The organism is Alloalcanivorax sp. C16-2, assembly GCF_046507615.1.
In the GTDB taxonomy this organism is placed as follows: domain Bacteria; phylum Pseudomonadota; class Gammaproteobacteria; order Pseudomonadales; family Alcanivoracaceae; genus Alloalcanivorax; species Alloalcanivorax marinus_A.
Window position 1 is genome coordinate 1 of record NZ_JBKFTL010000001.1, and the last position, 25,372, is coordinate 25,372.

22 protein-coding genes and 1 riboswitch are annotated in these 25,372 nt (G+C 64.7%); of the genes, 5 read left to right on the forward strand and 17 right to left on the reverse strand.

The window, feature by feature from the left end:
* Window positions 1–245: 245 nt before the first annotated feature.
* The 7 genes from ACLD02_RS00005 to ACLD02_RS00035 form a co-directional block, all read right to left on the reverse strand.
* The gene (locus ACLD02_RS00005) at window positions 246–635 is read right to left on the reverse strand and encodes a hypothetical protein (RefSeq protein ID WP_203105559.1); all 390 of its coding nucleotides are present in this window, start codon (window positions 633–635) and stop codon (window positions 246–248) included.
* Window positions 636–791: 156 nt separating this feature from the next.
* Complete coding sequence (locus tag ACLD02_RS00010; protein WP_410297626.1) at window positions 792–1,442, reverse strand: TetR/AcrR family transcriptional regulator; 651 nt, start codon at window positions 1,440–1,442, stop codon at window positions 792–794.
* 165 nt (window positions 1,443–1,607) lie between these two features.
* Window positions 1,608–2,672, reverse strand: a complete 1,065-nt coding sequence (gene fba / locus ACLD02_RS00015) for a class II fructose-bisphosphate aldolase (RefSeq protein ID WP_203105557.1) — start codon at window positions 2,670–2,672, stop codon at window positions 1,608–1,610.
* A 212-nt stretch (window positions 2,673–2,884) separates the two neighbouring features.
* Window positions 2,885–4,048 carry a phosphoglycerate kinase gene (locus tag ACLD02_RS00020; protein WP_410297627.1) on the reverse strand — a complete coding sequence of 388 codons (1,164 nt, stop codon included), beginning with the start codon at window positions 4,046–4,048 and terminating at the stop codon, window positions 2,885–2,887.
* Window positions 4,049–4,146: 98 nt separating this feature from the next.
* Window positions 4,147–5,172, reverse strand: a complete 1,026-nt coding sequence (locus tag ACLD02_RS00025) for a type I glyceraldehyde-3-phosphate dehydrogenase (protein ID WP_203105555.1) — start codon at window positions 5,170–5,172, stop codon at window positions 4,147–4,149.
* 91 nt (window positions 5,173–5,263) lie between these two features.
* Window positions 5,264–7,270 (reverse strand): transketolase, encoded by a 2,007-nt coding sequence (gene tkt / locus ACLD02_RS00030; RefSeq protein WP_203105554.1) that lies wholly within the window; start codon window positions 7,268–7,270, stop codon window positions 5,264–5,266.
* 118 nt (window positions 7,271–7,388) lie between these two features.
* The gene (locus tag ACLD02_RS00035) at window positions 7,389–7,862 is read right to left on the reverse strand and encodes a hypothetical protein (RefSeq protein ID WP_410297628.1); all 474 of its coding nucleotides are present in this window, start codon (window positions 7,860–7,862) and stop codon (window positions 7,389–7,391) included.
* A gap of 240 nt (window positions 7,863–8,102) precedes the next feature.
* On the opposite strand from ACLD02_RS00035, the gene ACLD02_RS00040 reads away from it, so the two are divergent.
* From ACLD02_RS00040 to metF, 4 genes are all read left to right on the forward strand, one after another.
* On the forward strand, window positions 8,103–9,086 hold the full coding sequence (locus ACLD02_RS00040) for an ArsR/SmtB family transcription factor (protein WP_203105553.1): 984 nt from the start codon (window positions 8,103–8,105) through the stop codon (window positions 9,084–9,086).
* Between the two features lie 32 nt (window positions 9,087–9,118).
* Window positions 9,119–10,267 (forward strand): methionine adenosyltransferase, encoded by a 1,149-nt coding sequence (gene metK / locus ACLD02_RS00045; RefSeq protein ID WP_203105552.1) that lies wholly within the window; start codon window positions 9,119–9,121, stop codon window positions 10,265–10,267.
* Window positions 10,268–10,380: 113 nt separating this feature from the next.
* Window positions 10,381–10,458: riboswitch (S-adenosyl-L-homocysteine riboswitch) on the forward strand.
* A gap of 20 nt (window positions 10,459–10,478) precedes the next feature.
* A complete protein-coding gene (gene ahcY / locus ACLD02_RS00050) occupies window positions 10,479–11,867 on the forward strand; it encodes an adenosylhomocysteinase (protein WP_203105551.1) in 1,389 nt (462 codons plus the stop codon).
* A 106-nt stretch (window positions 11,868–11,973) separates the two neighbouring features.
* Window positions 11,974–12,801, forward strand: coding sequence for a methylenetetrahydrofolate reductase [NAD(P)H] (gene metF, locus ACLD02_RS00055; RefSeq protein WP_203105550.1), 828 nt, complete (start codon window positions 11,974–11,976; stop codon window positions 12,799–12,801).
* A 108-nt stretch (window positions 12,802–12,909) separates the two neighbouring features.
* Here metF and ACLD02_RS00060 read toward each other — a convergent pair whose 3' ends face one another.
* From ACLD02_RS00060 to ACLD02_RS00095, 8 genes are all read right to left on the reverse strand, one after another.
* Entirely contained in the window at window positions 12,910–13,842 is a 933-nt protein-coding gene (locus tag ACLD02_RS00060; protein ID WP_410297629.1) for an alpha/beta hydrolase fold domain-containing protein, read from the reverse strand.
* On the reverse strand, window positions 13,839–15,209 hold the full coding sequence (locus ACLD02_RS00065) for an MmgE/PrpD family protein (RefSeq protein ID WP_410297630.1): 1,371 nt from the start codon (window positions 15,207–15,209) through the stop codon (window positions 13,839–13,841). The genes ACLD02_RS00060 and ACLD02_RS00065 overlap by 4 nt, the downstream gene beginning before the upstream one ends.
* Before the next feature lie 37 nt (window positions 15,210–15,246).
* Window positions 15,247–16,206 carry a calcium/sodium antiporter gene (locus tag ACLD02_RS00070; RefSeq protein ID WP_410297631.1) on the reverse strand — a complete coding sequence of 320 codons (960 nt, stop codon included), beginning with the start codon at window positions 16,204–16,206 and terminating at the stop codon, window positions 15,247–15,249.
* A gap of 131 nt (window positions 16,207–16,337) precedes the next feature.
* Window positions 16,338–16,646 carry a DUF4387 domain-containing protein gene (locus tag ACLD02_RS00075; RefSeq protein WP_338015240.1) on the reverse strand — a complete coding sequence of 103 codons (309 nt, stop codon included), beginning with the start codon at window positions 16,644–16,646 and terminating at the stop codon, window positions 16,338–16,340.
* Window positions 16,639–18,054: an acyclic terpene utilization AtuA family protein gene (locus tag ACLD02_RS00080; RefSeq protein WP_410297632.1), complete on the reverse strand. Its 1,416-nt coding sequence runs from the start codon at window positions 18,052–18,054 to the stop codon at window positions 16,639–16,641. Before ACLD02_RS00080 ends, ACLD02_RS00075 begins: the two co-directional genes overlap by 8 nt.
* Before the next feature lie 20 nt (window positions 18,055–18,074).
* Window positions 18,075–19,109: a phosphoglycerate dehydrogenase gene (locus ACLD02_RS00085; protein WP_410297633.1), complete on the reverse strand. Its 1,035-nt coding sequence runs from the start codon at window positions 19,107–19,109 to the stop codon at window positions 18,075–18,077.
* Between the two features lie 30 nt (window positions 19,110–19,139).
* Entirely contained in the window at window positions 19,140–20,531 is a 1,392-nt protein-coding gene (locus ACLD02_RS00090; protein WP_410297634.1) for an OprD family outer membrane porin, read from the reverse strand.
* A 92-nt stretch (window positions 20,532–20,623) separates the two neighbouring features.
* On the reverse strand, window positions 20,624–21,913 hold the full coding sequence (locus ACLD02_RS00095; RefSeq protein WP_410297635.1) for a CitMHS family transporter: 1,290 nt from the start codon (window positions 21,911–21,913) through the stop codon (window positions 20,624–20,626).
* 179 nt (window positions 21,914–22,092) lie between these two features.
* On the opposite strand from ACLD02_RS00095, the gene ACLD02_RS00100 reads away from it, so the two are divergent.
* The gene (locus tag ACLD02_RS00100) at window positions 22,093–23,277 is read left to right on the forward strand and encodes a citrate/2-methylcitrate synthase (RefSeq protein WP_203105542.1); all 1,185 of its coding nucleotides are present in this window, start codon (window positions 22,093–22,095) and stop codon (window positions 23,275–23,277) included.
* Between the two features lie 9 nt (window positions 23,278–23,286).
* On the opposite strand, the gene leuD is transcribed toward ACLD02_RS00100, so the two are convergent.
* The gene (leuD, locus tag ACLD02_RS00105; protein ID WP_410297636.1) at window positions 23,287–23,895 is read right to left on the reverse strand and encodes a 3-isopropylmalate dehydratase small subunit; all 609 of its coding nucleotides are present in this window, start codon (window positions 23,893–23,895) and stop codon (window positions 23,287–23,289) included.
* Window positions 23,895–25,322 carry a 3-isopropylmalate dehydratase large subunit gene (gene leuC, locus ACLD02_RS00110; protein ID WP_410297637.1) on the reverse strand — a complete coding sequence of 476 codons (1,428 nt, stop codon included), beginning with the start codon at window positions 25,320–25,322 and terminating at the stop codon, window positions 23,895–23,897. The genes leuD and leuC overlap by 1 nt, the downstream gene beginning before the upstream one ends.
* Window positions 25,323–25,372: the final 50 nt, after the last annotated feature.

The following is a 25,372-nucleotide window of genomic DNA, read 5'->3' on the forward strand; positions in this document are numbered from 1 at the left end:
GGCACAGGTTCAAGGACCTCAGGAGCGACTCGGGTTGCCACCGGGCTGACAGGGGATGGTAGCTAATCATCTCCCTGCGGAGAGACACAAGGAGCGACTTCAGTCGCGATCAGCCCCGGCGCCATCTTCATCGCGACGGCAATGCGCGGTCCGGGCTTTCCGGTCGGCGGCGCTGGATAAAAAAAGCCCCGGCGGGGGGGCCGGGGCAAGGGGGGGTAAAACAGAGGGACGCAAGGCAGTCCGAATCAGCTCTGTCCGAGATTACTCAGCACTTCGGAGATGTGCTGGGGAGAATCCAGGTTCTGACGTTCGTTAAGGTAATCGCGGCCGGCACCGGCGGGGTTGCCTTCGGCTTTCACCACCTCTTGCTGCGCTTCCAGGTCACGGTATTCGGCGGCGATGAACTGCGCCTGATCCTGGTTGAGGCGCTGCGCCAGGTAATCACGGGGCGCGCCCTGATCGTTGCCGGCGGCGCGGGCACGCTGGCCCTGAGCCACGGCTTCCTGATAAGAGGCCTGGATCTGCTCGAAGCTGTCCAGGTTCTGGCGCTGGGCCAGGTAATCATCGGCCTGGGCAACACTCAGGGGGGCGGCGCTCAGGGCCGCAATGGCGAACGGGATAAGTGCTTTGTTCATGGTCCTAACCTCGCTGTTCGGTCGTTCCGGCGCGTGGCGGGACCGCTCGCTGTACTTGGCCTCCCACGCTTGATGGTTGCCAGTATGGTTACAGGTTACAGATTTGTCAACTTGTAACTTGCAAAGCAAATACCTATCGCCGCCATAGGTGTTGCCTCAGGGCGCCAGGCTGCGCAGGATCAGGTTGGTGACCGCGGTCAGTTTGGCTTCCATCTCCTCGGGATCGCCGAGCCGGCTGAGCAACACCGGGTGGGCGTAGGCGGCGGCGGTGACGCGGATCGCGGTGCACACCTCGTCGAGCGGGGTTTTACGTTCGAACTCGCCACTGTCGCGGCCGTCGGCGACGATCTTCTCGATGGTCTCGTAGACCACCCGGTTGTGCTCCTCGGTGACCGCCCATTGGTTCTCGATGGACACCACGATGATGTCGTGCATGCGGCGCTCCTTGAGGAACAGTCGCAGGGCTTCCTCCAGCAGGGTGCGCAGCATGTCGCGCAGGCGCTGGGTGGCGGGCTGGTCGCGCGCGGCGACGGCGCGGATGGCGTTGTCCATGCTCAGCAGAGCGCGGGCGCAGACCGCCTCGCCGATCGCCTGCTTGGAGTTGAAGAAACGGTACAGGTAGGCGCTGGACACGCCGATTTCCCGGGCGATGTCGGTGACCGAGGTCTTGCGGAAACCGTGGGCCTTGAACAGATCGTCGGCCACGCAAAGGATCTGTTCGCGGCGTTCGTGGTCCGCCGGCCCGCGCTGGCCCGGCGTGCCGTCGCACAGGTCGTTGCCCGTGTCGTTGGTGACTTTGTTGCTCATCATGCTCTCCCAATCTCGCCGTCGCGGCACAGGCACGGCAAGTAACAAACACTATAATTTGTAACGGGGTGAGCTTAGCAGATAGATCGGCGCGGCTGTAGGAGCGGTCGGGTGGCGTGCCGCTCCTACAGCGGCCTGGCCCCCTGGGGAGGGGGCCCGTGGGGGCTACTTGACGCGGGGATCCAGTTCGCCGGTTTCGTAGCGCTGGTACATCTTTTCCAGGCTGATCGGCTTGATCTTGTCGGCGTTGCCGGCGGTGCCGAAGGCTTCGTAACGGGCGATACAGATGTCGCGCATGGCCGACACGGTTTCCTTGAGGAATTTACGCGGGTCGAACTCGGCCTTGTTGTGGGCCAGGAAGCGCCGCACCGCGCCGGTGGAGGCCAGCCGCAGGTCGGTATCCACGTTGACCTTGCGCACGCCGTGCTTGATGCCTTCCTGGATTTCCTCCACCGGCACGCCGTAGGTTTCCGGAATCTCGCCGCCGTATTCGTTGATCACCTTCAGCCATTCCTGGGGCACCGAGGAGGAGCCGTGCATCACCAGGTGAGTGTCCGGGATGCGGGCGTGGATTTCCTTGATGCGCTCGATGGCGAGGATGTCGCCGGTGGGCGGCCGGGTGAACTTGTAGGCGCCGTGGCTGGTGCCGATGGCGATGGCCAGGGCATCCACGCCGGTGGCCTTGACGAAGTCGGCGGCTTCCTCCGGATCGGTGAGCAGCTTGTCGTGGTCGAGCTTGCCCTCGGCGCCGATACCGTCTTCCTCGCCGGCCATGCCGGTTTCCAGGGAACCCAGGCAGCCCAGCTCGCCTTCCACGGATACGCCACAGGCGTGGGCCATTTCAACGGTGCGACGGGTCACTTCCACGTTGTAGTCGTACTCGGTGGGGGTTTTGCCGTCCTCGCCCAGGGAGCCGTCCATCATCACCGAGGAGAAGCCCAGTTGAATGGAGCGCTGGCAAACACTGGGGCTGGTGCCGTGGTCCTGGTGCATCACCAGCGGGATGTGCGGAAACTCCTCGGTGGCCGCCAGGATCAGGTGGCGCAGGAAGGGGGCCCCGGCGTATTTGCGGGCACCGGCGCTGGCCTGCACGATCACCGGTGAATTGGTCTGGTCGGCGGCCTCCATGATGGCGCGCATCTGTTCCAGGTTGTTCACGTTGAACGCCGGTACGCCATAGCCGTGCTCGGCGGCGTGGTCCAGCAGTTGACGCATGCTGATCAGTGCCATGGTATTTCTCTCCGGTTAACCGTTTGCGGTGACTGACACCGCTTTGACTTCATCCTTAAGGCCGTACGCCCGACGCCGGACGCCTGATGCTTCAACCCGGTTCGGAGACCTGCGGAGTGTTTACTGCCCATGCCGCAGAAAACACGCCAGACCGTTCAGGTTGCGGGTTTAGCGTCCGGCGTCAAGCGTCCGGCGTCCGGCGTCCAGCGCTTTCAATCTCTTGCCCGCTGCTCGAGCATCGCCACCGCCGGCAAGGTCTTGCCTTCCACGAATTCCAGGAAGGCGCCGCCGCCAGTGGAAATATAACTGATGCGATCGGCGATGCCGTACTTGTCCACCGCCGCCAGGGTATCGCCGCCGCCGGCGATGGAAAATGCCTCGCTGTCGGCGATGGCTTCCGCCAGTTCCTTGGTGCCTTCACCGAACTGGTCGAATTCGAACACGCCCACCGGGCCGTTCCAGACGATAGTGCGCGCTTCCTTCATCAAGGCGGCGAACACGTGGGCGGTCTGCGGCCCCACGTCCAGGATCATGTCGTCCTCGGCCACCTCGTCCACCGTCTTGGTGATGGCTTCGGCGGTTTCGGCGAATTCCTTGGCCACCACCACGTCCACCGGCAGCGGGATGTGCACTTTCTCGGCCAGCTTCCGCGCCGCCGGGATCAGATCCTTCTCGCACAGGGACTTGCCCACCGGGTGGCCGGCGGCGGCCAGGAAGGTGTTGGCGATGCCGCCACCAACGATCAACTGATCGACCTTCTCCGCCAGGGCGTCGAGCACCTCCAGCTTGGTGGACACCTTGGAACCGCCGACGATGGCCACCAGCGGCTTGGCCGGTTCCAGCAGCGCCTTGCCGAGGGCATCCAGTTCATTGGCCAGCAGCGGCCCGGCACAGGCCACCGGCGCGAACCGGGCCACGCCGTGGGTGGAGGCCTGGGCGCGGTGGGCGGTGCCGAAGGCGTCCATCACGTAGATGTCGCACAGCGCCGCCATTTTTTTGGCGAGCGCCTCGTCGTCCTTCTTCTCGCCCTTGTTGAAGCGCACGTTCTCGCACAGCACCACCTGGCCTTCCGCCACGTCGACACCGTCGAGCCAGTCCTTGGCCAGGGGCACCTCGCGGCCCAGCAGGCCGCCCAGGTGCTCGGCCACCGGCTTGAGCGAGTACTGTTCCTCGTATTCGCCCTCGGTGGGGCGGCCCAGGTGCGAGAGCAGCATGACACGGGCACCAGCCTCCAGGGCGTGCTGGATGGTCGGCAGCGAGGCGCGGATGCGGGCGTCGCTGGTCACCTTGCCGTCCTTGACCGGCACGTTCAGGTCCTCGCGGATCAGCACCCGCTTGCCTTTCAGTTCCAGGTCGGTCATGCGTTTGAAATTCATGATTCCTCTATACCTCGTTGGAAAAACGCTGGCACGCTCCACGTAACACGCTTGCACGCCAAAACTTTAACCCGTGCCACCGGCGGTGCTCCCGCGTGTCAGCGTGAAGCGTGTTGCGTGCCAGCGGCAATATAAGCCACCCAATCGAGCAGGCGGTTGGCGTAGCCCCATTCGTTGTCGTACCAGGCCACTACCTGGACCATTTCGCCCTGAACCCGTGTCTGGGTCGCGTCAACGACGGCGGACTCGGGCCGATGGTTGAAGTCCGCGCTCACCAGAGGCTCGTCATTGTAGCCAATCAGCGCCGGTTGTTCCTGGGACAGGCGCCTTAACCAGGGGTTCAGGTCGCCGGCGTCCGGGGTGCGCTCAAGCAGCAGGGTCAACGCCACCATGGCCACGTTAAGCGTGGGCACACGGATGGAGTGGCCGTCGATGCGCCCTTCCAAGGCCGGCAGCACCGCCTGCACCGCCTTGATGGCGCTGCTGGTGGTGGGAATGATGTTCTGCGCCCCGGCCCGGCCCCGGCGCGGATCACGATGCACGTGATCGAGCAGGGTCTGGTCCGAGGTGTAGGCGTGGATTTCCTTCATCAGGGCCTGGCGCACACCGAATTCCCGGTCCAGGGCCGCCAGCACCGGCGCCACGCAATGAGTGGTGCAGGAGGCCGCGGACAGTACCCGGCTGTCCGGGTCCAGGTCGCCGTCATTGACGCCGTAGACGATGGTCTGGTCGGCGCGGTCGAACGGCACCGCGCCGATGATCACCCGACCGGCGCCGGCGCTCAGATGCCGCGCCGCGTCGCCGTGGCCGCGAAAATGGCCGGAGCATTCGAGCACCACGTCCACCCCCAGCTCACCCCAGGGCAGGTCCTCGGGCCGCGCCTCGCTGAACAACCGGGGCGCCTGCCCGCCGATGCGCAGGCAGCCGCCCTCCAGAGCCACCGGGGCGTCGAGACGACCGTGGGTGGTGTCGTAGCGGGTCAGGTAGAGCAGGTCCTCGGCGCGGCCCAGATCATTGATCGCCACCAGCGTCACGGGCGCGGGGCGGCCCGCCGCCTCGCGCTCCGCGAGCGCGCGAACGAAGGAGCGGCCGATGCGGCCATAACCGTTGATCGCGATCTTCATGAAAAACGCTCGACGCTTGACGCCGGACGCCGGACGCCAAATACCGCGCTTTTCAGCGTCTGGCGTCCGGCGTCTGGCGTCCGGCTTTTATTCAAAGCAAGCTCTCCACCGCTTCGCGGACCGCATCGGCGGTGATACCAAAATGTTTGTACAGCTCGCCGGCCGGGGCCGAGGCGCCATAGCCGTGCATGCCCACCACCTTGCCGTCCAGGCCCACGAAGCGGTACCAGTAGTCGACGATGGCCGCCTCCACCGCCACCCGGGCACGCACCGCCGAGGGCAGCACCTGTTCCTGGTAGTCGGCGCTCTGCGCCAGGAAGGTGTCGACGCTGGGCATGGACACCACGCGCACGTTCTTGCCCTGATTGCCCAGCTCGCGGGCGGCGTTCACCGCCAGCTCCACCTCGGAGCCGGTGGCGATGATGATCGCCTCGGGCTGACCTTCGCCGGTCTGCAGCAGGGTGTAACCGCCCTTGGCCACGTTGCCCAGCACGGTGTCGTCGCGCTCCATGCAGGGCAGGCCCTGACGGGAGAAGATCAGCGCGCTGGGGCCGTCGGTGCGGGTCACGGCGTGCTTCCAGGCCACCGCGGTTTCCACCGTGTCGCAGGGCCGCCAGGTGCTCAGGTTCGGCGTCATGCGCAGGTTGGCGAGCTGCTCGACAGGCTGGTGGGTGGGGCCATCCTCGCCCAGGCCGATGGAATCGTGGGTGTAGACCAGAATGTTGGGCTGGTGCATCAAGGCCGCCATGCGCACCGCGTTGCGGGCGTATTCCATGAAGGTCAGGAAGGTGCCGCCGTAGGGGCGCACGCCGCCGTGCAGGCACAGGCCGTTCATGATCGCCGTCATGCCGAATTCACGCACGCCGTAATGGATGTAGTTGCCGCTGGCGTCACCGGCGGTGATCGACTTGCAGCCCTTCCACACGGTGTTGTTGGAACCACCCAGGTCGGCGGAGCCACCGGTAAGCTCCGGCAGCAGGGGGCCGAAGGCGTCCAGGGTATTCTGGCTGGCCTTGCGGCTGGCTACTTTATCGCCGGCCTTCTGGCATTCGGCGATGAAGTCGTTGGCGCGCTGCTCGAAGCCGTCCGGCAGCTCGCCGGCCAGGCGACGCTCGAACTCCGCCGCCAGCTCCGGGTGCTCGGCCTTGTAGGCATCGAACCGGGCCTGCCAGTCGGCTTCCACCTTGGCGCCCTGGGCACGGGCGTCCCAGGCCTGGTAGATCTCGTCCGGTACCTCGAAGGGAGGATGGTGCCAACCCAGGGCATCCCGGGTCAGGGCCACTTCTTCCTCGCCCAGGGCGGCGCCGTGGGAATCTTCCTTGCCCTGCTTGTTGGGGCTGCCGAAGCCGATCACCGTCTTGCAGCAGATCAGGGTGGGCTGGTCGGTGTTCTTGCGGGCGTTCTCGATGGCCAGCTTCACTTCCTGGGCGCTGTGGCCGTCCACATTGGGGATTACGTGCCAGCCGTAGGCGCGGAAGCGTTCCACGGTGTCGTCGGTGAACCAGCCTTCCACCTCGCCGTCGATGGAGATGCCGTTGTCGTCATAGAAGGCGATCAGCTTGCCCAGGCCCAGGGTGCCCGCCAGGGAGGACACTTCATGGGAAATACCCTCCATCATGCAACCATCACCCAGGAAGCAGTAAGTGTGGTGGTCGACGATGTCGTGGCCGTCCCGGTTGAACTGGGCCGCCAGCACTTTCTCCGCCAGGGCCATGCCCACGGCGTTGGCGATGCCCTGCCCCAGGGGGCCGGTGGTGGTCTCGATGCCCGGCGCGTCGCCGTATTCCGGGTGGCCGGCGGTGGGGCTGCCGAGCTGGCGGAAGTTCTTGATGTCATCCAGGCTGACGCCATAGCCGGTCAGGTGCAGCAGGCTGTAGAGCAGCATGGAGCCATGCCCGTTGGAGAGCACGAAGCGATCACGGTCGGCCCAGTGCGGGTTGTCCGGGTTGTGCTTCATGAAGCCGCGCCACAGGACCTCGGCGATATCGGCCATACCCATGGGCGCGCCGGGGTGGCCGCTGTTGGCTTTCTGGACCGCGTCCATGCTGAGCGCACGAATGGCGTTGGCGAGATCACGGGTGGCGGGAGCAGAGGACATGCACGTCTCCTGGGTGATTTTTGGGCAGCGCTGAAAAAGGGGGCGCTATTGTCGCCGAAGCCCGGGATGGGGGCAAACCCCCAGGGCGGCGACCGGGCCTGGAGCATCCCTGGCACACCTACGGGCCGGAGGGGCTATTTGGGCGAGAGCGCCGCCGAGCCAGCTCCTTTAGTGAGACAATAGCCACCCCCAAACCAACCACCACCCCCACTAAAGAGTAAATACCGAAATAGGTATCGAAATCCCCGGAGTACACCAGAACGGCGAGCATGGATGCCGCCCCCGCGAAGCAAGAGCAGGAGATGAAGATCAGTTTTTTATCTCCGGCTGTTTCCCGGTCAGTCAGCGCCCAACACCAAAAGCCTGTCAGCCCCAGAAATCCCCCTATGATGACAAGAAACAACGGCACAAAAGCCATATACAACGAGCCATGATCATTGCTTGTTTCCCAAAGCTTGCCGATCCACCCTGCCTGGAACGGCAGGAAGAACTGGATACAAGCAACCAAAAGAAGTGCCAACATGGGCAGATAGATCAGAGTGCCTGGCACCCCGAAGATAATGATCACGGTTTTCTTTATCGTTGATTTCATATCTGCCCCCAATACAACTTTGATTAATGATCCTAACCCCCAGCCCCTGCCCTGATTCTTATCCGCGCCGAGTGCCCATGCACGCGCGGAACATGATTTTTGTGACACGTGAAGACCTGGCAACGACGGGGCAGGCCGGCGAGCCGCCCGGGGTGCCACGCAGCACACCTTTCACGCCACCGAAACACCTATATCAATAAACTTTGATGCAGACTTCCGCTTCCTTTAGAATCGCGCTTTATGACCACCGATGCGGCACCGCTGGAACAGCCCCTGGACACCCTGGCCGCCTTCCTCAAGGCAGCGGGCGATCCGTTGCGTCTGGAGGTGCTGCGGGTACTGGGGCAGAACAGCTTCGGCGTGCTGGAGCTGTGCGAGATCATGGCCATGAAGCAGTCCGGCATGAGTCATCACCTCAAGGTGCTGGCCCAGGCCGGGCTGGTGGAGAAGCGCCGCGAGGGCAACTCGATCTTCTACCGGCGGCGGCTGCCGCCGCCCCAGGCGCCCACGGAGAAGCTCCACGGCGCCTTGTTCGAGGAACTGGACGAGACCCTGCTGGACACCGGCACCGCCAAACGGCTGGCCGGGGTGCAGGCCCAGCGGGCGGCGCAGAGCCGGGCGTTTTTCGCCCGCCACGCCGACGACCTGCCGCGCCAGCAGGAACTGATCGCCGAGTACGATCAGTACGCCGAGCAGGCCTGTGAGCTGCTCGACCGGGCCCTGGCCGGGGCGCCGGCGCGGCGCGCCCTGGAAATCGGCCCCGGCGACGGTCGCTTTCTGACTCCCCTGGCGGCCCGTTTCGAGCAGGTGCTCGCGCTGGACAACAGCGAGGCCATGCTGGCTCTGGCCCGGCGCCGTGTGCGCGAGGCAAAACTGAACAATGTGACCCTGGTGGCCGGCGAGTGGCCCCAGGAGGGCGAGAGTTTACCCTCGGTGGACGCGGTGGTGCTCAATATGGTGCTGCACCACCTGCCCTCGCCGGCCAGCGCCCTCAAGGCGGCGGCGGCGCAACTGAACGGCGGCGGCGTGCTGGTGGTCACTGATTTATGCCGTCACGATCAACGCTGGGCGGTGGACGCCTGCGGCGATTTCTGGCTCGGCTTCGACGAAGCCGATCTGGTGGCCTGGGCCGGCCGGTCCGGGCTGGTGTTGCGCGAGAGCCTGTTCCTGGCCATGCGTAACGGGTTTCAGGTACAGGTAAGAAGCTTTGAAAAGAGCAGTTGACAGTTACCAGTTAAATCACGGGAGACCCCACAATGAGTGAGTATTCCATCTTTACCTCCGAGTCGGTCTCCGAAGGCCATCCGGACAAAATGGCCGACCAGATCTCGGACGCGGTGCTGGACGCCATCATCGCCGATGACCCCCACGCCCGCGTGGCGGTGGAGACGCTGGTCAAAACCGGCATGGCGATCGTCGCCGGCGAGGTCCGGACCAACACCTACGTGGAACTGGAAGACATCGTCCGTCAGGTGATCCTGGACATCGGCTACAACAGCTCCGATGTGGGCTTCGACGGCGCCAGCTGCGCGGTGCTCAACGGCATCGGCAAACAATCCGCGGACATCGCCATGGGCGTGGACGAAGCGGAAGACAAGGAGCAGGGCGCCGGTGACCAGGGCCTGATGTTCGGCTACGCCACCGACGAGACCGACACCCTGATGCCGGCCCCGATCTATTTCTCCCACCGGCTGGTGGAGCGCCAGGCGGAACTGCGCAAGAACGGCCGCCTGGGCTGGCTGCGCCCGGACGCCAAGAGCCAGGTCACCCTGCGCTACGAAAACGGCAAGCCGGTGGCGGTGGACGCGGTGGTGCTGTCCACCCAGCATTCCCCGGACATCAAACTGCCGGAGCTGCGCGAAGCGGTGATGGAAGAGATCATCAAGCCGGTGCTGCCCGCTGAGTGGCTGCACGACAAGACCCTCTACCACATCAACCCCACCGGCAACTTCGTGATTGGTGGCCCGATGGGTGACTGTGGCCTGACCGGCCGCAAGATCATCGTCGACACCTACGGCGGCATGGCCCGCCACGGCGGCGGCGCCTTCTCCGGCAAGGACCCGTCCAAGGTGGACCGCTCGGCGGCCTACGCCGGCCGCTACGTGGCCAAGAACATCGTCGCCGCCGGCCTGGCCAGCAAATGCGAGATCCAGGTGAGCTACGCCATCGGCGTGGCCGAACCCACCTCGATCTCGGTGAACACCTTCGGCACCGGTAAGATCTCCGACGAGCAGATCGTGGCGCTGGTACGCGAACACTTCGACCTGCGCCCGCGCGGCATCATCGAAATGCTCGACCTGCGCCGGCCGATCTACCGGCCCACCGCCAGCTACGGCCACTTCGGCCGGGAAGGCTTCAGCTGGGAAAACACCGACAAGGCGGAGGCGCTGAAAGCGGCGCTTTAAGCCAGGAAACGTAAATCAAAACCTCCGTAGGAGCGGCTTCAGCCGCGAAACACCGGCCGCGCACAGCGCTGATCGCGACTAAAGTCGCTCCTACAAGAACCTTATCCCCCAACGTCATCGAGGGGCGCTGCAGCGGACATCCGCGAGGCTCGATGAAACGGGGTCGAAACGAACAACGGCGCCCATTCGCTAACCACGAATGGAGAAAGCAATGAACGCAAAAGCAGACGCGTTGCAGGACTACAAAGTCGCGGATATTTCCCTGGCCAAATGGGGCCGCTCGGAAATCGAAATCGCGGAAACCGAGATGCCCGCCCTGATGGCGATCCGGGAAAAATACCGTGCCGAACAGCCGCTGAAAGGCGCCCGCATCATCGGCTGCATCCACATGACGATCCAGACCGCGGTGCTGATCGAGACCCTCAAGGCCCTGGGCGCGGAAGTGCGCTGGTCCTCCTGCAACATCTTCTCCACCCAGGACCATGCCGCCGCCGCCATCGCCGCCGCCGGCGTGCCGGTGTTCGCCTGGAAGGGCGAGACCGAGGAAGAGTACATGTGGTGCATCGAACAGACCTGCCGCGACGGTGACGGCAATCTGTGGGACGCCAACATGATCCTGGACGACGGCGGCGACCTGACCGCCTACATCCACGACACCTACCCGGAAATGCTGGACAAGATTCACGGCATCACCGAGGAAACCACCACCGGCGTGCACCGTCTCTACGACATGCTGAAAAAAGGCACCCTGAAAGTGCCGGCGGTGAACGTGAACGACTCCGTGACCAAGAGCAAGAACGACAACAAATACGGTTGCCGTCACTCGCTCAACGACGCCATCAAGCGCGCCACCGACCACCTGCTGTCCGGCAAGAAAGCGCTGGTGGTGGGCTATGGTGACGTGGGCAAGGGCTCCGCCCAGTCCCTGCGCCAGGAAGGCATGATCGTGAAGATCACCGAGATCGACCCGATCTGCGCCATGCAGGCGTGCATGGACGGCTTCGAAGTGGTCAGTACCTACAAGAACGGCATCAACGACGGCAGTGAAGCGTCCGTGGACAAGGCACTGCTGGGCAACACCGACCTGCTGGTGACCACCACCGGCAACCTGAACGTGTGCGACGCCAACATGCTCAAGGCACTGAAGAAAGGCGCGGTGGTCTGCAACATCGGCCACTTCGACAACGAAGTGGACACCGCCTTCATGCGCGACACCTGGGAATGGGAAGAAGTGAAACCCCAGGTGCATAAAGTGTGGCGCGACAAGAAGAACGCCGACTTCCTGCTGCTGCTCTCCGAGGGTCGCCTGGTCAACCTGGGCAACGCCACCGGCCACCCGAGCCGCATCATGGACGGCTCCTTCGCCAACCAGGTACTGGCGCAGATGTACCTGTTCGACCAGGGCTACGCCGGCCATTCCGACACCGTGAAGGAAAAAATGCTCAAGGTGGAAGTGCTGCCCAAGCATCTCGACGAGGAAGTGGCCCAGTACATGGTGCAGGGCTTCGGTGGCGTGATCACCAAACTCACCCAGGAGCAGGCCGACTACATCGGTGTCAGCACCGACGGCCCGTTCAAGCCCGACCACTACAAGTATTAAGGCGCCGGACGCCGGACGCCGGACGCCGGACGCTTTGCGCTCGCCTCGCGAGCGGGCGTCCGGCGTCAAGCGTCAAGCGTCAAGCGCCTCGCAACGCGAGGCATAAATGAAACGCATCAGCTTTGAGTTTTTCCCGCCCAAGACCGAACAGGGCCGGGAAAAACTGCTGAACACCCAGAAAAAACTGCTGGTGAAGAAGCCGGAATTCTTCTCCTGCACCTTCGGCGCCGGCGGTTCCACCCGGGACAACACCCGGCAGATGGTGGACCTGCTGCGCGAGCAGCACGCCGACACCGCGCCGCATCTGAGCTGCATCGGCCAGAGCCGTGACGAAATCATGGAGCTGGTGAATGGCTACAAGGAAAAAGGTGTCACCCGCATCGTGGCACTGCGCGGCGACCTGCCTTCGGGCATGGGCTATGCCCAGAGCGAGGTGAAGTACGCCGATGAACTGGTGGCGCTGATTCGAGAGGAAACCGGCGATCACTTCACCCTGGAAGTGGCTGCCTATCCGGAGAACCACCCGCAATCGCGCAGCTTCGATGACGACATCGGGCACTTCAAGCGCAAGATCGATGCCGGCGCCGACAGCGGCATCACCCAGTACTTCTACAACGCGGACGCCTACGGCTACTACATGGACGAGCTGCGCCGCCGGGGCTGCGAGGCGCCGGTGTACCCGGGCATCATGCCGATCCTCAACGTGGCCAACCTGTTCCGTTTCTCGGACAACTGCGGCGCCGATATTCCGCGCTGGCTGCGTGGCCGGCTCACCGACCTGCAGGATGACGAAGCGGCGGTGAAAGCCTTTGGCGAGGAAGTGGTGACCCGCCTGTGCGAACGGCTGCTCGCCATGGGGGCGCCGGGCCTGCACTTCTACACCATGAACCAGGCCGCGCCGATTCTGCGCATCCTCGACAACCTCGGCCTTTGAAGAACAAGGCGGCTGAAGCGGAGTGCCGCCCAGTCGCTCCTACAAAATCTCTACCCTGCGGAGCCACGCGGGACGCCACCTCGAAGCGTCTCGGTGTGGCCCCCGCCGCTAACGGAAAAAGCGGGCCAGCGCCCGCGCTTCCTCGGCAATCAGATCCCGCACCACCGACGCCAGCTCATTGAAGCGCAGCACGCCGTGGATCAGCCCGGGCGCCACCACCAGTTCCGAGGCCACGCCGGCGTTTTCCAGTTCACCGTGAAGGGCCCGGTTCTGATCCAGCAACGGGTCCAGTTCACCCACCACCAACCGAGTGACCGGCAGCCCGCGCAGATCCCCATGCAGCGGCTGCACGCGCCAGTCGCTGTCATCGTCCGGCAGATAGGTGCGCCAATACTCGCGCATGGACGCCGCCGACAACCCCTGCCCGCCAACGCCACCCAAACGCCAGGACGCCGAATCGGTCTCCTTCGCATAAACGCCGTAGAACAGCAGAAGACAGGCCAGGGGCTCCACTCCGGCATCGCGCAGAGCCAAGGCCGCCGCCAGCGCCAGATTGGCACCGGCGGAATCGCCGCCCAGCGCGAATCGGGCCACGCTCAGCCCGGCCACGCCGCCCTCGGCCATGACCTGGCTGGCCACCGCCACCACCTCTTCGAACGCCGCCGGGAACGGATACTCCGGCGCCAGAGCGTACTCGATCGACAGCACCGCCAGGCCGCTGTCGCGCACCAGTTGGCGCAGGGGCGCGTCCCAGCCGGCCAGGGTGCCATGGCGGAAGCCGCCACCGTGGCAATAAAGCAGCAGACCCGGCGGTGCCCCGCCCTCGGGCGGGTAAAGCTTGCAGGGCACCGCGCGGCCCGGCGCCGGCACCGACAGCAGGCGCTCCCCGGGCAGCGGCACGCTGTCCGCCGAGGCAAACGCGGCGAGGCGTTCCAGATCCGCCCGCACGGTTTCGATGTCCGCGCCTTCCCGTGGCACCAGGCCGGCGCCGCGTAACAACGCGGCGACCCTCGCCACCTGAGGATGCACGGCCCCGCTCACGAAAACACCGCCCCGGCCATGGCGTCGAAGAGCGCCTCATACCCGGGCTGTCGGTCCAGATCGGCGACGAACCGGAGCACCGCGTCTTGCGCCTCCTCGGTGAGATGTGGCGCCGCCATCTTGCGGAACTTGCGCTCGAAGTCGGCCTCGGTCATGGGCGTCTCCACGGAACCGAGCCCGCTGATCACCTCACTGACCAGGTGCTCCCCGGAGTCCAGCGTCACGATCACCCGGTTAGCCAGATGCTTGGGAAACAGCGCGGTGAGCGCCGGGTCCACGGTCACCGTGGTCCGGTCCATGAGCGCCGCCGCCGCCGGATCGGCGATCTTAGCCGGGGTATAGGAATCCAGGGTGATGTCCCCGTCCAGCAACGCGCGGGCCACGTTGTAGGGCAGGCTGTGGTCGGCGGTTTCCCGGGTGCGCGGGCGCCATTTGTCGGCACCGTCCGCCAGCACCCGCCGGTTGAATTCGGAGGTCTCGATGCGAATCGCCTCGATCCCGGCCAGGTCACCGACCCGCTCACGCAGATCGAGGGCGGCCCACACGGCGGTATGCAACTCGCCGTTGGTGGGGAAGGTCTTGGTCAGCGAGCGGCGGATGGCGAAGTCTCCGTTCTCCAGGGTGCCGAAGCGGTCCACGTCCAGATTCAATGCACCGGTGACCTGGTTTTCGAAGCCCATTTCCCCTTCAAACACCGGCGCCGGGCCGGTCATGCCGTGGCGCGCCAGTTGCGCCGAGAAGATCGCGTTGCGGGCGGCGTTGGCGGCGGAACAGCCCTTCCAGTCCGACAGGGTGCCGGAGCGCACCTGGCGCAGGGCCAGATGCCCGCTGAGCGAGATATTGATGGCCTGCTCGATGGCGTCCGGCTCCAGCTTCATCAGTTTGCCAACCGCCGCTGCCGTGGCCACGTTGATGTAGTTCACGTGGTCCCAGCCCTTCTTGTTCAGGCTGGCGGCGTCCTGAAGACGCATCTGGATTTCGTAGGCCAGCACAATGGCGGCGATCAGCTCCTCGCCACCGGCCCGTTCCGCCTGGGCCACCGCCAGGCAGGCGGGAATGTTGTCGCTGGGGTGGCCCGGCTCCAGACCCATGTAGCCGTCGTTGTAATCCAGGAAGCGTACCATCACGCCGTTGGCGAAGGCGGCGGCCTCCGGCGTGCTCGTCAGCGCCGACCCGAACACGCCACAGACACCGGGCACCGACGAAGCATGGGCCACCGCGGCGTTTACCGGCGCGGCACCGTAAGCGCCCAACACGCATGCCAGGCTATCCAGAAAACGGCTGCGCGCAATGGCGCGTATCGGTTCGGGAATGTCCGTCACTGGAAAATCCCGGGCGTAGAGGGCGAGGCGTCTTGCAAGGGTCATGGGGTTTACTCCGATAGAAAGAGATGACGAATCGCGATCAAAGGCCCAGCCCGGCGTTCAGCCAGCCCAGATAGCCCACGTAGATGGCCAGAAGCAGCGCCCCCACCCACCGGCTCAGGCGCAGCCCTCGGGCTCCACCGATCAGGGCCAGCAATTGCAGCATCACCACCAGCGCGACCATCACCGGCCAATCCCGGTACAGCAGCCCATCGGCCACCGGGAAGGGCGTGATCACGCCGGCCAGGCCGACCACCGCCAGGGTGTTGAACAGGCCGGAACCAACAATGTTGCCAAGCGCCAGGTCGTGCTCGCCTTTGCGCGCCGCCGCGATGACGCTGGCCAGTTCCGGCAGGGACGTGCCCAGGGCCACCACCGTGAGCCCGATGATCAGTTCGCTGATGCCCAGGGACAGGGCGATTTGAACCGCGCCCCAGACCAGTAACCTGGATGAGGCCAGCAACAGAACCAGGCTGACCAGCAGCCAGACCAGGGCGGCGCCGGTGCCCGCGCCGGCTTCATTGCCGGGGGAATCGTCGGCGGAAGGACCGCCGCTGAAACTCTTCTTCACCGACCAGGCCAGCAACACCACGAAGGCGGCGAGAAGAACGAGCGCGTCACCGCGCCCCAGCTCGCCGTCGAGCAGTAACCCGCCGGCCAGCAGGCTGACGCCGAGCAGGAGAAGAATTTCCCGCCGAATCACCGGCGAGCGGGAATGGATCGGCCGGACCAACGCCGCCAGCCCCAACACCAGGCCAACGTTGGCAATGTTGGAACCGAACGCATTGCCCAGCGCCAGCTCGGGGCTGTTTTGCGAAGCGGCGATGGCGGACACCACCAACTCCGGCGCCGAGGTACCGAAGCCGACGATGATGATGCCGATAAACAGGGGCGGCACGCCGAGTCGGCGCGCGCACAGGGAGGCGCTATCGATGAAGCGGTCGGCGCTCCAGACCAATATCGCCAGACCCAGGATCAATGCCAACCAGGAGAGAAGCATGACAAAAGCCGGAGCGGATGGTTACGAAAAAAAGGGCGCGTGCTCTCCGCCCGGAGAGCACGCGCCCGCCCAACGACGGGCGAGCAATGCCTTATGTGGGGACCGTGATGCACATAAGGTCGGCACATCGCTTAATCGAGCGGAACATCCAGTAGCCGCGCGTACTGCTGGCCGGCATGCATGTCCCGCTCCACCATGCCGCCCTGGGGCGTCAGCCGGGGGTAGGAAATCTTCACCATGCTCAGTTGCGGTACCGGGATACGCTTCACCAAGGCCGGATCGGCGCCGTAGAGGCTGGCGAACCGCTCCACGGAAAGCGCCGGGCTCTGGTGATAAAGGTCAAAGCTCTCCCGGCTGTCGAAGTAGATATCGAAAGTGATCCAGAAAGGACCCGCCTGCTTCGACCGAACATGACGACATACTTCACGCAGTTTAGGCACGCGCTTTCTCCTCGGATTCGTTGGCATCGCCCACGCCGACCCACTCGGTGGTGACCAGCTCGAACGGGTCATCCAGCTGGACGACATGATTGAGTTTGAACTCATAGATGCGGCCGCAAGGGATGTCCGCCGGCGAAAACGCGAAGCCGTAGGACGGCAACTCCTTGCCCATGATGCTCGGGTAATGGAAGAAGTAGGGATTGCAGGCGTGGGCGATGGTGTTCGCCAGATCCTGAGTGGCCGCCGTGGCGACGAACAGCATCCCCAGCTCCGGCGGCGTGGCCGTGCCCGGGGGCGGCGTCACTCCGGTAACCGCGTTCCAGCCATACATACGCAGGGAGATATGGAATTCGCCCAGCTCGTCCTCCGGAATACACTGCCGGGTGCGCTCATTCAGCGCCGCCAGAAGGCGATCATGGAAGCCGTCGATGTCCTCCAGCACATCCGGATCCTGGATACCGACCAGCATGATGGTCTGGTAAGCACCGGCGGCGGCGCCCTCCAGCTTCATGGTGTAGGGCTGGTTTTCCCAGCGGGAGCCGGTGACCCGGACCCGGCGCTCATCCACTGAGCGGTACTCCGCATCGGTCACGTTCAGAATGCCGCCGGGCTCGGTCAGGCGGAAAGGGTCGGTATTCTCATAGAGCATGTGGCCGGACACGCTGTTGGGGGTACAGCGGTTGCCCGGGTCCAACGGCTCCACCTCGAATCCCGCCGAGTCGATACAAAGCAGGACGCCCGCCCCCCCGGTGGAGTTCTCCGCGCACTGCACGCCACATTCAGCGATCTTTCCCGCATGCCAGGCCGGGCCCCAGGGAGCACCTTTCCAGATCGGGAAGGCGGCGATCACCGCGGTATCGGTGGCGCGCCCGGCGAGGATAATGTCCGCGCCCTGGTCAAGAGCCTCGACGAAGGGCTCAACGCCCAGGGCGGCGACGATATGCTCGCACTGGTCCACGGTTTCGTCTTGCAGATCACCCAGCGGCGGCAGCGGCGTGATGCGGCCTTCGCCGTTCAGCCGCTTGAGCGTTGCTTTATCCTGCTCGCAGTGGATCAGCGCGATGCGCGGGGCAAGCCCGAGTTCCCGGGCCACTTCCAACACGATGTCCCGGGTCCAGGCCAGATTCAGATCGCCGCCGGCCTGGCCGCACGTGCCCACGATCAACGGCACGCCATGCTCCGCCTGCGCCGTCATCAGGATTCGCAGATCCCGCTTCACGGCGCCCCGGCTGTTTTTTGATTTGCCCATCGCCAGATAGGCGGCACCGCTATCGGTGGACCCGGCATCGGTGGCGATGGCCTGGGCGCCGAGGCGGAACCCCCGCGCGACCTCCTCCTCACGCACGCCGGCCCCAAGAGAACCACACGGCACGATGATCTTAATAGTGTCTTCTGAATCCTGTCTCATAAAAGCATCCTCTTTACCTTTCAATAAACGGGCCGGAGCCGGGAGTGGCCCACGATCAGGCAACCGGACGGGGGCTCTTGGTCGTTCAACACGGACACCACGCAACGGGCCGCCACCTGATTGGTACGCCGCAGTCCCTCGTGGGTGGACGCGCCGGAGTGGGGCGTGGCGACCACGTCGGGCCGTCGCACCAGTTCCCGGGTGACATCCGCGAGTGCCGGGTTGGCTTCACTTTCAAACACATCCAATCCGGCCCCGCCCAACCGCTCCTCTTGCAACGCGGCCAGCAGGGCCCGGTCATCGACCAGGCCGCCACGACCGGTATTGATCAGAAAGGCGTCCGGTTTCATCAAGGCCAACCGCCCGGCGTTGATGAGGTGCTTTGTTTCCGGCTTGAACGGCGCATGAAGGGAGACGAAATCGGCGCGCTCGAGCAGGGTGTCCAGATCCACGTACTCGACGCCCATGGCATCCGCGTAGGCCGGGTCCGGTCGCGGCGTGTGGACCAGCACGGTGGCGTCGAACGCCTTCAGCCTGCGCACCACGTTGCGGGCGATGCGCCCCAAGCCGATGATGCCCACCGTGCGCGCGTAGAGATCGTGACCAAGCAAAATCGCGCCCGGCCCGTCGATCAGTTGCTGCTGTGATTCGCGCAGCCGGTGGGCCACGCCCAGCATCAATGCCAGGGTGCGGTCCGCCACGCTTTCCTCGTTGCCACCGGCGGCGATGGTTACCACCTTGCCGGTTTGCCGGGCGGCATCGAGATCCACTTTCTCGTAGCCGACACCCCGCCGCGCCACGATCTTCAGGCGCGGCAGCGCCTGCAGCAGGCTCAAGGTCACCTGGGCGTGCCCGACGATCCAGGCGTCCGCCTCGGCGAGCAGAGCGATCAACTCCGCCTCGCCGGCGGTGGCGTCGGTGACGCCCTCCGGGAAACGGGCCACGGTAACATCGCAGCCGTTTTCCTCGAGGAACCGGATAGTTTCCCCGTCGAAGAATTTCTGCGTCACCACCACCGACTTTCTTTCATCCACCATGTTGGGTTCACCGTTCAAGGTTCACTTTTTCCTTTCGTTTCGCCCATGTCAGAACGCGTAATCCACGTACACGCGCAGCTCCTCACCGTTCAGCACGTTGTCCGGCTGCGCGGAGACCAGCGCCACGAAGTCCTCATTGATCCAGTAGCGGGTGTAAATCAGGCCCACGGAGACGCCCTCGTGCTCCGGTTCGTCGAACCGGTAGTTCAAGCGGTACTCCAGTTGCTTTTCTTCCACCTCGCTGCTGACACCGGACAGCGGGTTGGTGGCATCGAATTCGCCGCGTTTGAAGATCGCCATGGCGTTGACGCCATCCAGCGGGATACGCCCCAGGGAATGGCCGCTGAAGTCATACTGAACGCCGATCTGCCAGGCTTCCTCGCCATCGTTGTTGAAGTCATTGCCGGAACGGGTCCAGGCGTCCATCAGGCCATCGGCGTTGTCGCCGTGGTCGAAGTAGGCGTAGCCGAGCATGCCGTTACTGAGTTCCGCCTCGGATTTGGAGTAGGACAGACCCAGCCCCCAGCGCGCGATTTCCACGCCCAGGTTCACGTTCAGCCAGTTGGCGTCGTCATCGTAGGCCGCGTCGCCGCTGGCCCAGTCGTGGTCCCAGAGTTCACCTTCTTTCTGGAAGTCGTAGTACTGGGTTTCCAGGAGGACGCCGCCGTCCTCGCCAATGGGCGCGCGCAGGGTCAGGCCGTAGCTGGTGTTGCGGTTAAAGTCCCGGGCCACGCCACGGGCGAACTTGAGCGCGATCAGACGGGCGTCGTATTCCACGCCGAAGGTCTTGATGTCGGTGATCTCTTCCCCGGACTCACTGACGATCTTTTCGAAGTCTTCCCGGTCCCGGGGCGAGGTGCGATTGATGTAGGCGGCATCCAGGCTGAGCACGCCGGGCAGGGGACCGATGTCCAGGCCCTCGAAGCGCATTTGCCCGCGTGCGCCCTGGTAACTGCCCGGCACTGCCCGGGTGTCCTTGGTGACCACGGTGCCAGCGTCGAACCGGCCCCGGCCCGCCTGGAAGGCGGCCAGCCAGTGCTCGCCGCCGTGGCGGAATTTCAGGTTGGCCTGGCCCAGCTTGCCGAAGCTCTTGCTGTCGCCGGAGGTATCGTCGAACAGGTCGCGGTCTTCCGGTCGCGCATCGATCTTGGCGACGCCGTACAGGGATGCATCGAAGCCGATGCTGTCCATCCAGTAGCGGGATTCGTAATCGGTGACCACGCCCAGGGCGGTGCCGCCCAACCGTTCGCCGATCGGGATGCCGCCGAACAGATCGTCCATCAGATCGTTCTCGATGCGGGTATCGATATGCACCGCGCGCATGTACACATTCAGTTCACCGTCGTTGCCGGTGCGGTCATAGTCATTGATGCTCACCGCCATCACCTGGGTGGGCGCGCCGATCACCAGCGCCGCCGCCATTGCGTTTTTCATCTTCATTTCGGTTACCTCTTATACTTATTTTGGACAGAGGGGCCCCGTGCACCCTGGCGAAGCCGGATGCGGACCCGTTTTTTATTTGCTGTTTTTCTTTAAATAGCGCCGGTCAGGAAGGCTCCGGCAATAAAGACCAGGGACGCGCCGATCGCGGGAAGAAGCGCGAAACGTTGCAGTTCCCCCACCTCCTTGTTCAATAGGCCGCCGATTACATAAATGGGCGCGATCAACGGACTCAACGCATGCACCGGTTGGCCCAGCATGGAGGCGCGTGCGATATGGATCGGATCGACGCCGTACTCCGCCCCGGCCGAGGCGAGGATCGGCACGATGCCAAAGAAATAGGCGTCGTTGGACACGAAGAAGGTGAACGGCAAGGAAGCGAACGCGGTGATCGGCGCCATGTACTCGCCGGCGGCGTCGGGAATGATCGCCACGAACGCCTGCGACATGGCGTCCACCATGCCCGAGCCCGTGAGAATGCCGGTGAACACGCCGGCGGAGAAAATCAGCGTGGCCACGGTAACGGCGTTTTCCGCGTGGGCGGCGATGCGCGCCTTCTGTTCCGCCAGGCGCGGATAGTTGATCAGCAGAGCCAGCGCGAAGGTGACCACCATCACCACCGGCAGCGGCGCCACGCCGGTGCCCATGGCACCGGCCATGCCGAGCATCAGGAACAGGTTGACCCACACCAGTTTCGGGCGCTGATGGCGGTTACCGATTTCCGGCACGTCCGCGCCATTGTCGGTGGCCAGCATGTCCTTGCCCGGTTCCCAGCCGAGCCGCTTGCGCTCCCTCAGCCCCAGCCACCAGGCCACGCCGGTGGCGTACACCAGGCCCAGCAAGGCGGCCGGGATCAGCCCGACGAAAATATCCATCACATCCAGGTGGAGGGCACTGGCCACCCGGGCGGTGGGGCCACCCCAGGGAATGATGTTGATCATCGTGTTGGTGAGCAGCAGAAGCAGCGCGATGATCAGCGGATTCATGCCGATGCGCAGATAGACCGGTAGCATGGCCGTCACCACGATCAATACCGTACTGGTGCCGTCGCCATCGAAGGAAGTGGCGGCGCCGAGGAACGCCGTGGCCAGCGCGATGCGCAGCGGGTCGTGACCGGCGAACCGGGTGATCGATTTGACCAACGGCTCGAACAGGCCGGCGTCATACATGATCGAGAACAGCAGAATCGCGAACACCAGCATGATGGCGATGGGCGCCACCTTGCGCATCCCCTCCATGACCATGCCGCCCATGTCGCCGCCCAGGCCGGCGAACAGGCCGAGAATCACCGGGACAAGAATAAGGGCCACCACGGCGGACAACCGCTTGGTCATGATCAGCGTCATGAAGGTGATGACCATACCGAAACCAATCCAAGCCATATCGCTTTCCTTTTTTATTTTCCGAATAACGCGAACCGCCCCGGGGCGATCAAGGCAGAACCGTACACATTGACTATAATCAAGTAAATCTTGATTTTTTATGTGCATATTTACAGTAAATATTCACCTATGCTCCAATACACCGACGTCCCGTTCGCGAACAACCAGGATCGATTTCCGTGAGTGATGATCATCTCTATCTGACGGCCGAGGAGGCCGCCGGCATGCTCGGCGTGAGCCTGCCCACGCTCTACGCTTACGTAAGCCGCAAAGGCATTCGCTCGGTGAAAGTCGAGGGATCAAGAAAACGGCGCTACTGGGCGGCGGATATCGAGGCACTGAGCAACGGGGAACGCCGACCGCGAACCGAACGGCAGCCCGCACTGGACCTGGGAATACAAAGCAGCGCCATCACCCTGCTCACGGACAACGGCGTCTACTACCGTGGCGTCAGCGCCACGGAGCTGGCCGATTCGGCCTCCGTCGAGGAGGCCGCGGAGCTGATCTGGCAGTCACCGGGGGCGTTCTCCGATTCGCTGCCGACCATGCCGAAGGCCACCAAGCCATTGCTTGAGCTGTACCGGGACATGACCGTGTCGGAAAAGGCCATCGCGCTGTTTCCCCTGGTCGAGCGGGAGAATCCCCGCGCCTTCGATCTGTCGCCGGACGCCTACGCCCGCACCGGCGCCGACGTGGTGCGCATTCTGGCCTCGCTGATCGCCGGCCGGGGCGTGCCGGACGCCTCGCCGCTGCACCAATTCCTGACCCGCGAGCTGGGGCTGGACCCGGCCTACGAGGATATGATCCGGCGCCTGCTGGTGCTGTTCATCGATCATGAGTTCGACCACTGCACCTACAGCGTGCGGGCCGCCGCGCGCACCGGCGTGACGCCCTACTACGCGGCCATCGCCGGGCTGACCACCTATCAGGGCCGGCGGACGGCGTACGCCCGGCACCAGGCCGCCAACCGTCTGCTCACGGAAATCTGCACCGCCAAGGACCCGACCCCGCCGGTGCTGCAGTATTTCAGCCAGAATGGAGAGATCCCCGGTTTCAATCACTCCACCCACAAGGTCAAGGATCCACGGGTGGCGAACCTGATGAAGGCGCTCACGGCGCTGTTCGAATCCGATTCGGAATTCCAGAATCTGATGAAAGCCACCGAGGTGGCGGATGAGCTGGTGCAAAAGCCGCCTGAGTTCGTGCTGCTGGCCAGTTTCGTGGGGCGCAAATGCAACCTGGCCGGCCAGGAGCTGGCCCTGGCCGGCATCGCCCGCGCCATCGGCTGGATCGCCCATGCCAGCGAGCAATGCCAGCAGCCGGTGTCCCGGCAGCGCGCCAACTACGTGGGCAAGCTGCCGTAGGGCGGGCCGTCAGGCCAGCCAGGGCTGGTCGGCGAAATGCCGGGCCTCGAACCGCTCGATCCGGTCACTCATGGTGAGCGTGCGGTCGATGGCGTCCAGGCCCGAGATCAGCGCGTCCTTGCGCAGCCCGTCGATGTCGAACGCCACCACCACGCCGTTGGCCAGGGTGATGGTCTGCGCCGGCAGGTCGATCTCCAGGGTCGCGCTACCGGCCTCGGACACCCACTCGCCAATCTCCCCCACCCGCTCCTGGTCCAGTTCGATCAGCAGCACGCCGTTACGCTGGCAGTTATCGAAGAAAATGCCGGCGAAGCTGCTGCCGATCAGCGCTCGTATGCCGAGCTGCCGCAAGCCCCAGACCGCGTGTTCGCGGCTGGAACCGCAGCCGAAATTGGGCCCCACGACCAGGAACCTGGCGTCCCGCCAGGGCGCCCGATTAAGCACGAATTCCGGATTCGGGCCGCCTTCGGGCAGAAATCGCAGATCGTGAAATACGCCCCGGTCGAGGCCGGCCCGGTCGATGCCCTTGAGGAACTGCTTGGGCATGATTACGTCGGTGTCGATATTGGCGGAGAGCAGCGGCGCGGCCACGCCCTGTTCTCGAGTGAAAGGTTCCATCAGGCCTCCGGGTTCGCGGCGTGCGCGGTTCTGACATCGGCGAGCCGGCCAGCGATGGCGGCTTCCACCACCATGGCCGGGCTCATCAGGTGGGTGCGGGCGCCGGCGCCCTGACGCCCCTCGAAATTACGGTTGGTGCTCGACGCGCAGCGGTCACCGGGGGCGAGCACGTCGTCGTTCATGGCCAGGCACATGGAGCAACCGGATTGCCGCCATTCAAAACCGGCGTCGATGAATTGCCGGGCCAGCCCTTCCTCTTCCGCCTGGCGCTTCACCGGCGTGGAGCCGGGCACGATCATCGCGCGCACCCCCGGCGCCACCTTGCGGCCACGCAGCACCCCGGCGGCGGCGCGCAGGTCCTCGATACGGGAGTTGGTGCAGGAGCCGATAAAGGCATGGGTGATGGGCAGGGCATCCAGGCGGGTGCCCGGCGCCAGGTCCATGTAACGCAGCGCCCGCTGCATATCCATGCGCCGCAACGGGTCCGGCTCCCCGGCGGGGTCCGGAACGCGACCCTCGATGCTCACCACCTGGTCCGGGCTGGTGCCCCAGGTCACCATGGGCGCCAGCTCGCCGGCCTCCAGGGTCACCTCCCGGTCGAAGCGGGCCCCCGGATCGCTGTACAGCGTCCGCCAGCGCGCCACCGCCCGCTCCCACATCTCGCCCTTGGGCGCGCGGGGCTTGTCGGCGAGATAGGCGTACACCTTTTCATCCGGCGCCATGAACGCCCCTCTGGCGCCGGCCTCCACGGCCATGTTGCAGATCGTCATGCGCGCCTCCACGGACAGGTCATCGATGGCGGAGCCGCTGAATTCGATGGCGTAGCCGGAGGCGCCGGACGCGCCTATGCGCCCGATCAACGCCATGATCACGTCCTTGGAGGTCACGCCCGGCGCCAGGGGCCCATTGACGACCACCCGCATGGCCTTGAGCTTCTTGTAGGCTAACGTCTGAGTAGCCAGCACATGCTCAATCTCCGAGGTGCCGATGCCGAAGCCGAACGCACCCAGGGCACCGTAAGTGGTAGTGTGGCTGTCGCCGGCGGCCACCACCATGCCCGGCAGGATGAAGCCCTGCTCCGGCGCCACCACATGCTCGATGCCCTGGCGACCGTCCAGAATATCGAACAACTCGATGCCGAAGTCCTCGCAGTTGCGACCGAAGTATGACACCTGGCGGGCGCCGCCGGTGTCGGCCACCTCGGCGGTACGATGTGGCGCCGTGGGGTTCACATGGTCCACCACGCCCAGGGTGGCGGATGGCCGACGCACCTTTCGACCCGCCTCGCGAAGGCCGCTGAACGCCTGCGGGCTGGTGTATTCGTTCGCCACCTGCCGGTCGATGTAGAGCAGCACGTGGCCGTGCTCATCCAGCTTGCGGATGGTGTGCGAATCGATGTGTTTGTCGTAGAGGGTTTTCGGCGCCATGGCTGCTCCAGAATCCGTCGAAGGGACAACGAAAGGCTGGAGCATATACA

Coding starts and splice junctions, on each gene's coding strand:
- leuC (WP_410297637.1), bottom strand. CDS start 25,322: ATGGCGCCGAAAACCCTCTACGACAAACACATCGATTCGCACACCATC.
- ACLD02_RS00035 (WP_410297628.1), bottom strand. CDS start 7,862: ATGAAATCAACGATAAAGAAAACCGTGATCATTATCTTCGGGGTGCCA.
- ACLD02_RS00095 (WP_410297635.1), bottom strand. CDS start 21,913: ATGGCTTGGATTGGTTTCGGTATGGTCATCACCTTCATGACGCTGATC.
- metK (WP_203105552.1), top strand. CDS start 9,119: ATGAGTGAGTATTCCATCTTTACCTCCGAGTCGGTCTCCGAAGGCCAT.
- ACLD02_RS00065 (WP_410297630.1), bottom strand. CDS start 15,209: ATGACCCTTGCAAGACGCCTCGCCCTCTACGCCCGGGATTTTCCAGTG.
- ACLD02_RS00005 (WP_203105559.1), bottom strand. CDS start 635: ATGAACAAAGCACTTATCCCGTTCGCCATTGCGGCCCTGAGCGCCGCC.
- tkt (WP_203105554.1), bottom strand. CDS start 7,270: ATGTCCTCTGCTCCCGCCACCCGTGATCTCGCCAACGCCATTCGTGCG.
- ACLD02_RS00040 (WP_203105553.1), top strand. CDS start 8,103: ATGACCACCGATGCGGCACCGCTGGAACAGCCCCTGGACACCCTGGCC.
- ACLD02_RS00025 (WP_203105555.1), bottom strand. CDS start 5,172: ATGAAGATCGCGATCAACGGTTATGGCCGCATCGGCCGCTCCTTCGTT.
- metF (WP_203105550.1), top strand. CDS start 11,974: ATGAAACGCATCAGCTTTGAGTTTTTCCCGCCCAAGACCGAACAGGGC.
- leuD (WP_410297636.1), bottom strand. CDS start 23,895: ATGGAACCTTTCACTCGAGAACAGGGCGTGGCCGCGCCGCTGCTCTCC.
- ACLD02_RS00090 (WP_410297634.1), bottom strand. CDS start 20,531: ATGAAGATGAAAAACGCAATGGCGGCGGCGCTGGTGATCGGCGCGCCC.
- ACLD02_RS00070 (WP_410297631.1), bottom strand. CDS start 16,206: ATGCTTCTCTCCTGGTTGGCATTGATCCTGGGTCTGGCGATATTGGTC.
- ACLD02_RS00010 (WP_410297626.1), bottom strand. CDS start 1,442: ATGAGCAACAAAGTCACCAACGACACGGGCAACGACCTGTGCGACGGC.
- fba (WP_203105557.1), bottom strand. CDS start 2,672: ATGGCACTGATCAGCATGCGTCAACTGCTGGACCACGCCGCCGAGCAC.
- ACLD02_RS00020 (WP_410297627.1), bottom strand. CDS start 4,048: ATGAATTTCAAACGCATGACCGACCTGGAACTGAAAGGCAAGCGGGTG.
- ahcY (WP_203105551.1), top strand. CDS start 10,479: ATGAACGCAAAAGCAGACGCGTTGCAGGACTACAAAGTCGCGGATATT.
- ACLD02_RS00080 (WP_410297632.1), bottom strand. CDS start 18,054: ATGAGACAGGATTCAGAAGACACTATTAAGATCATCGTGCCGTGTGGT.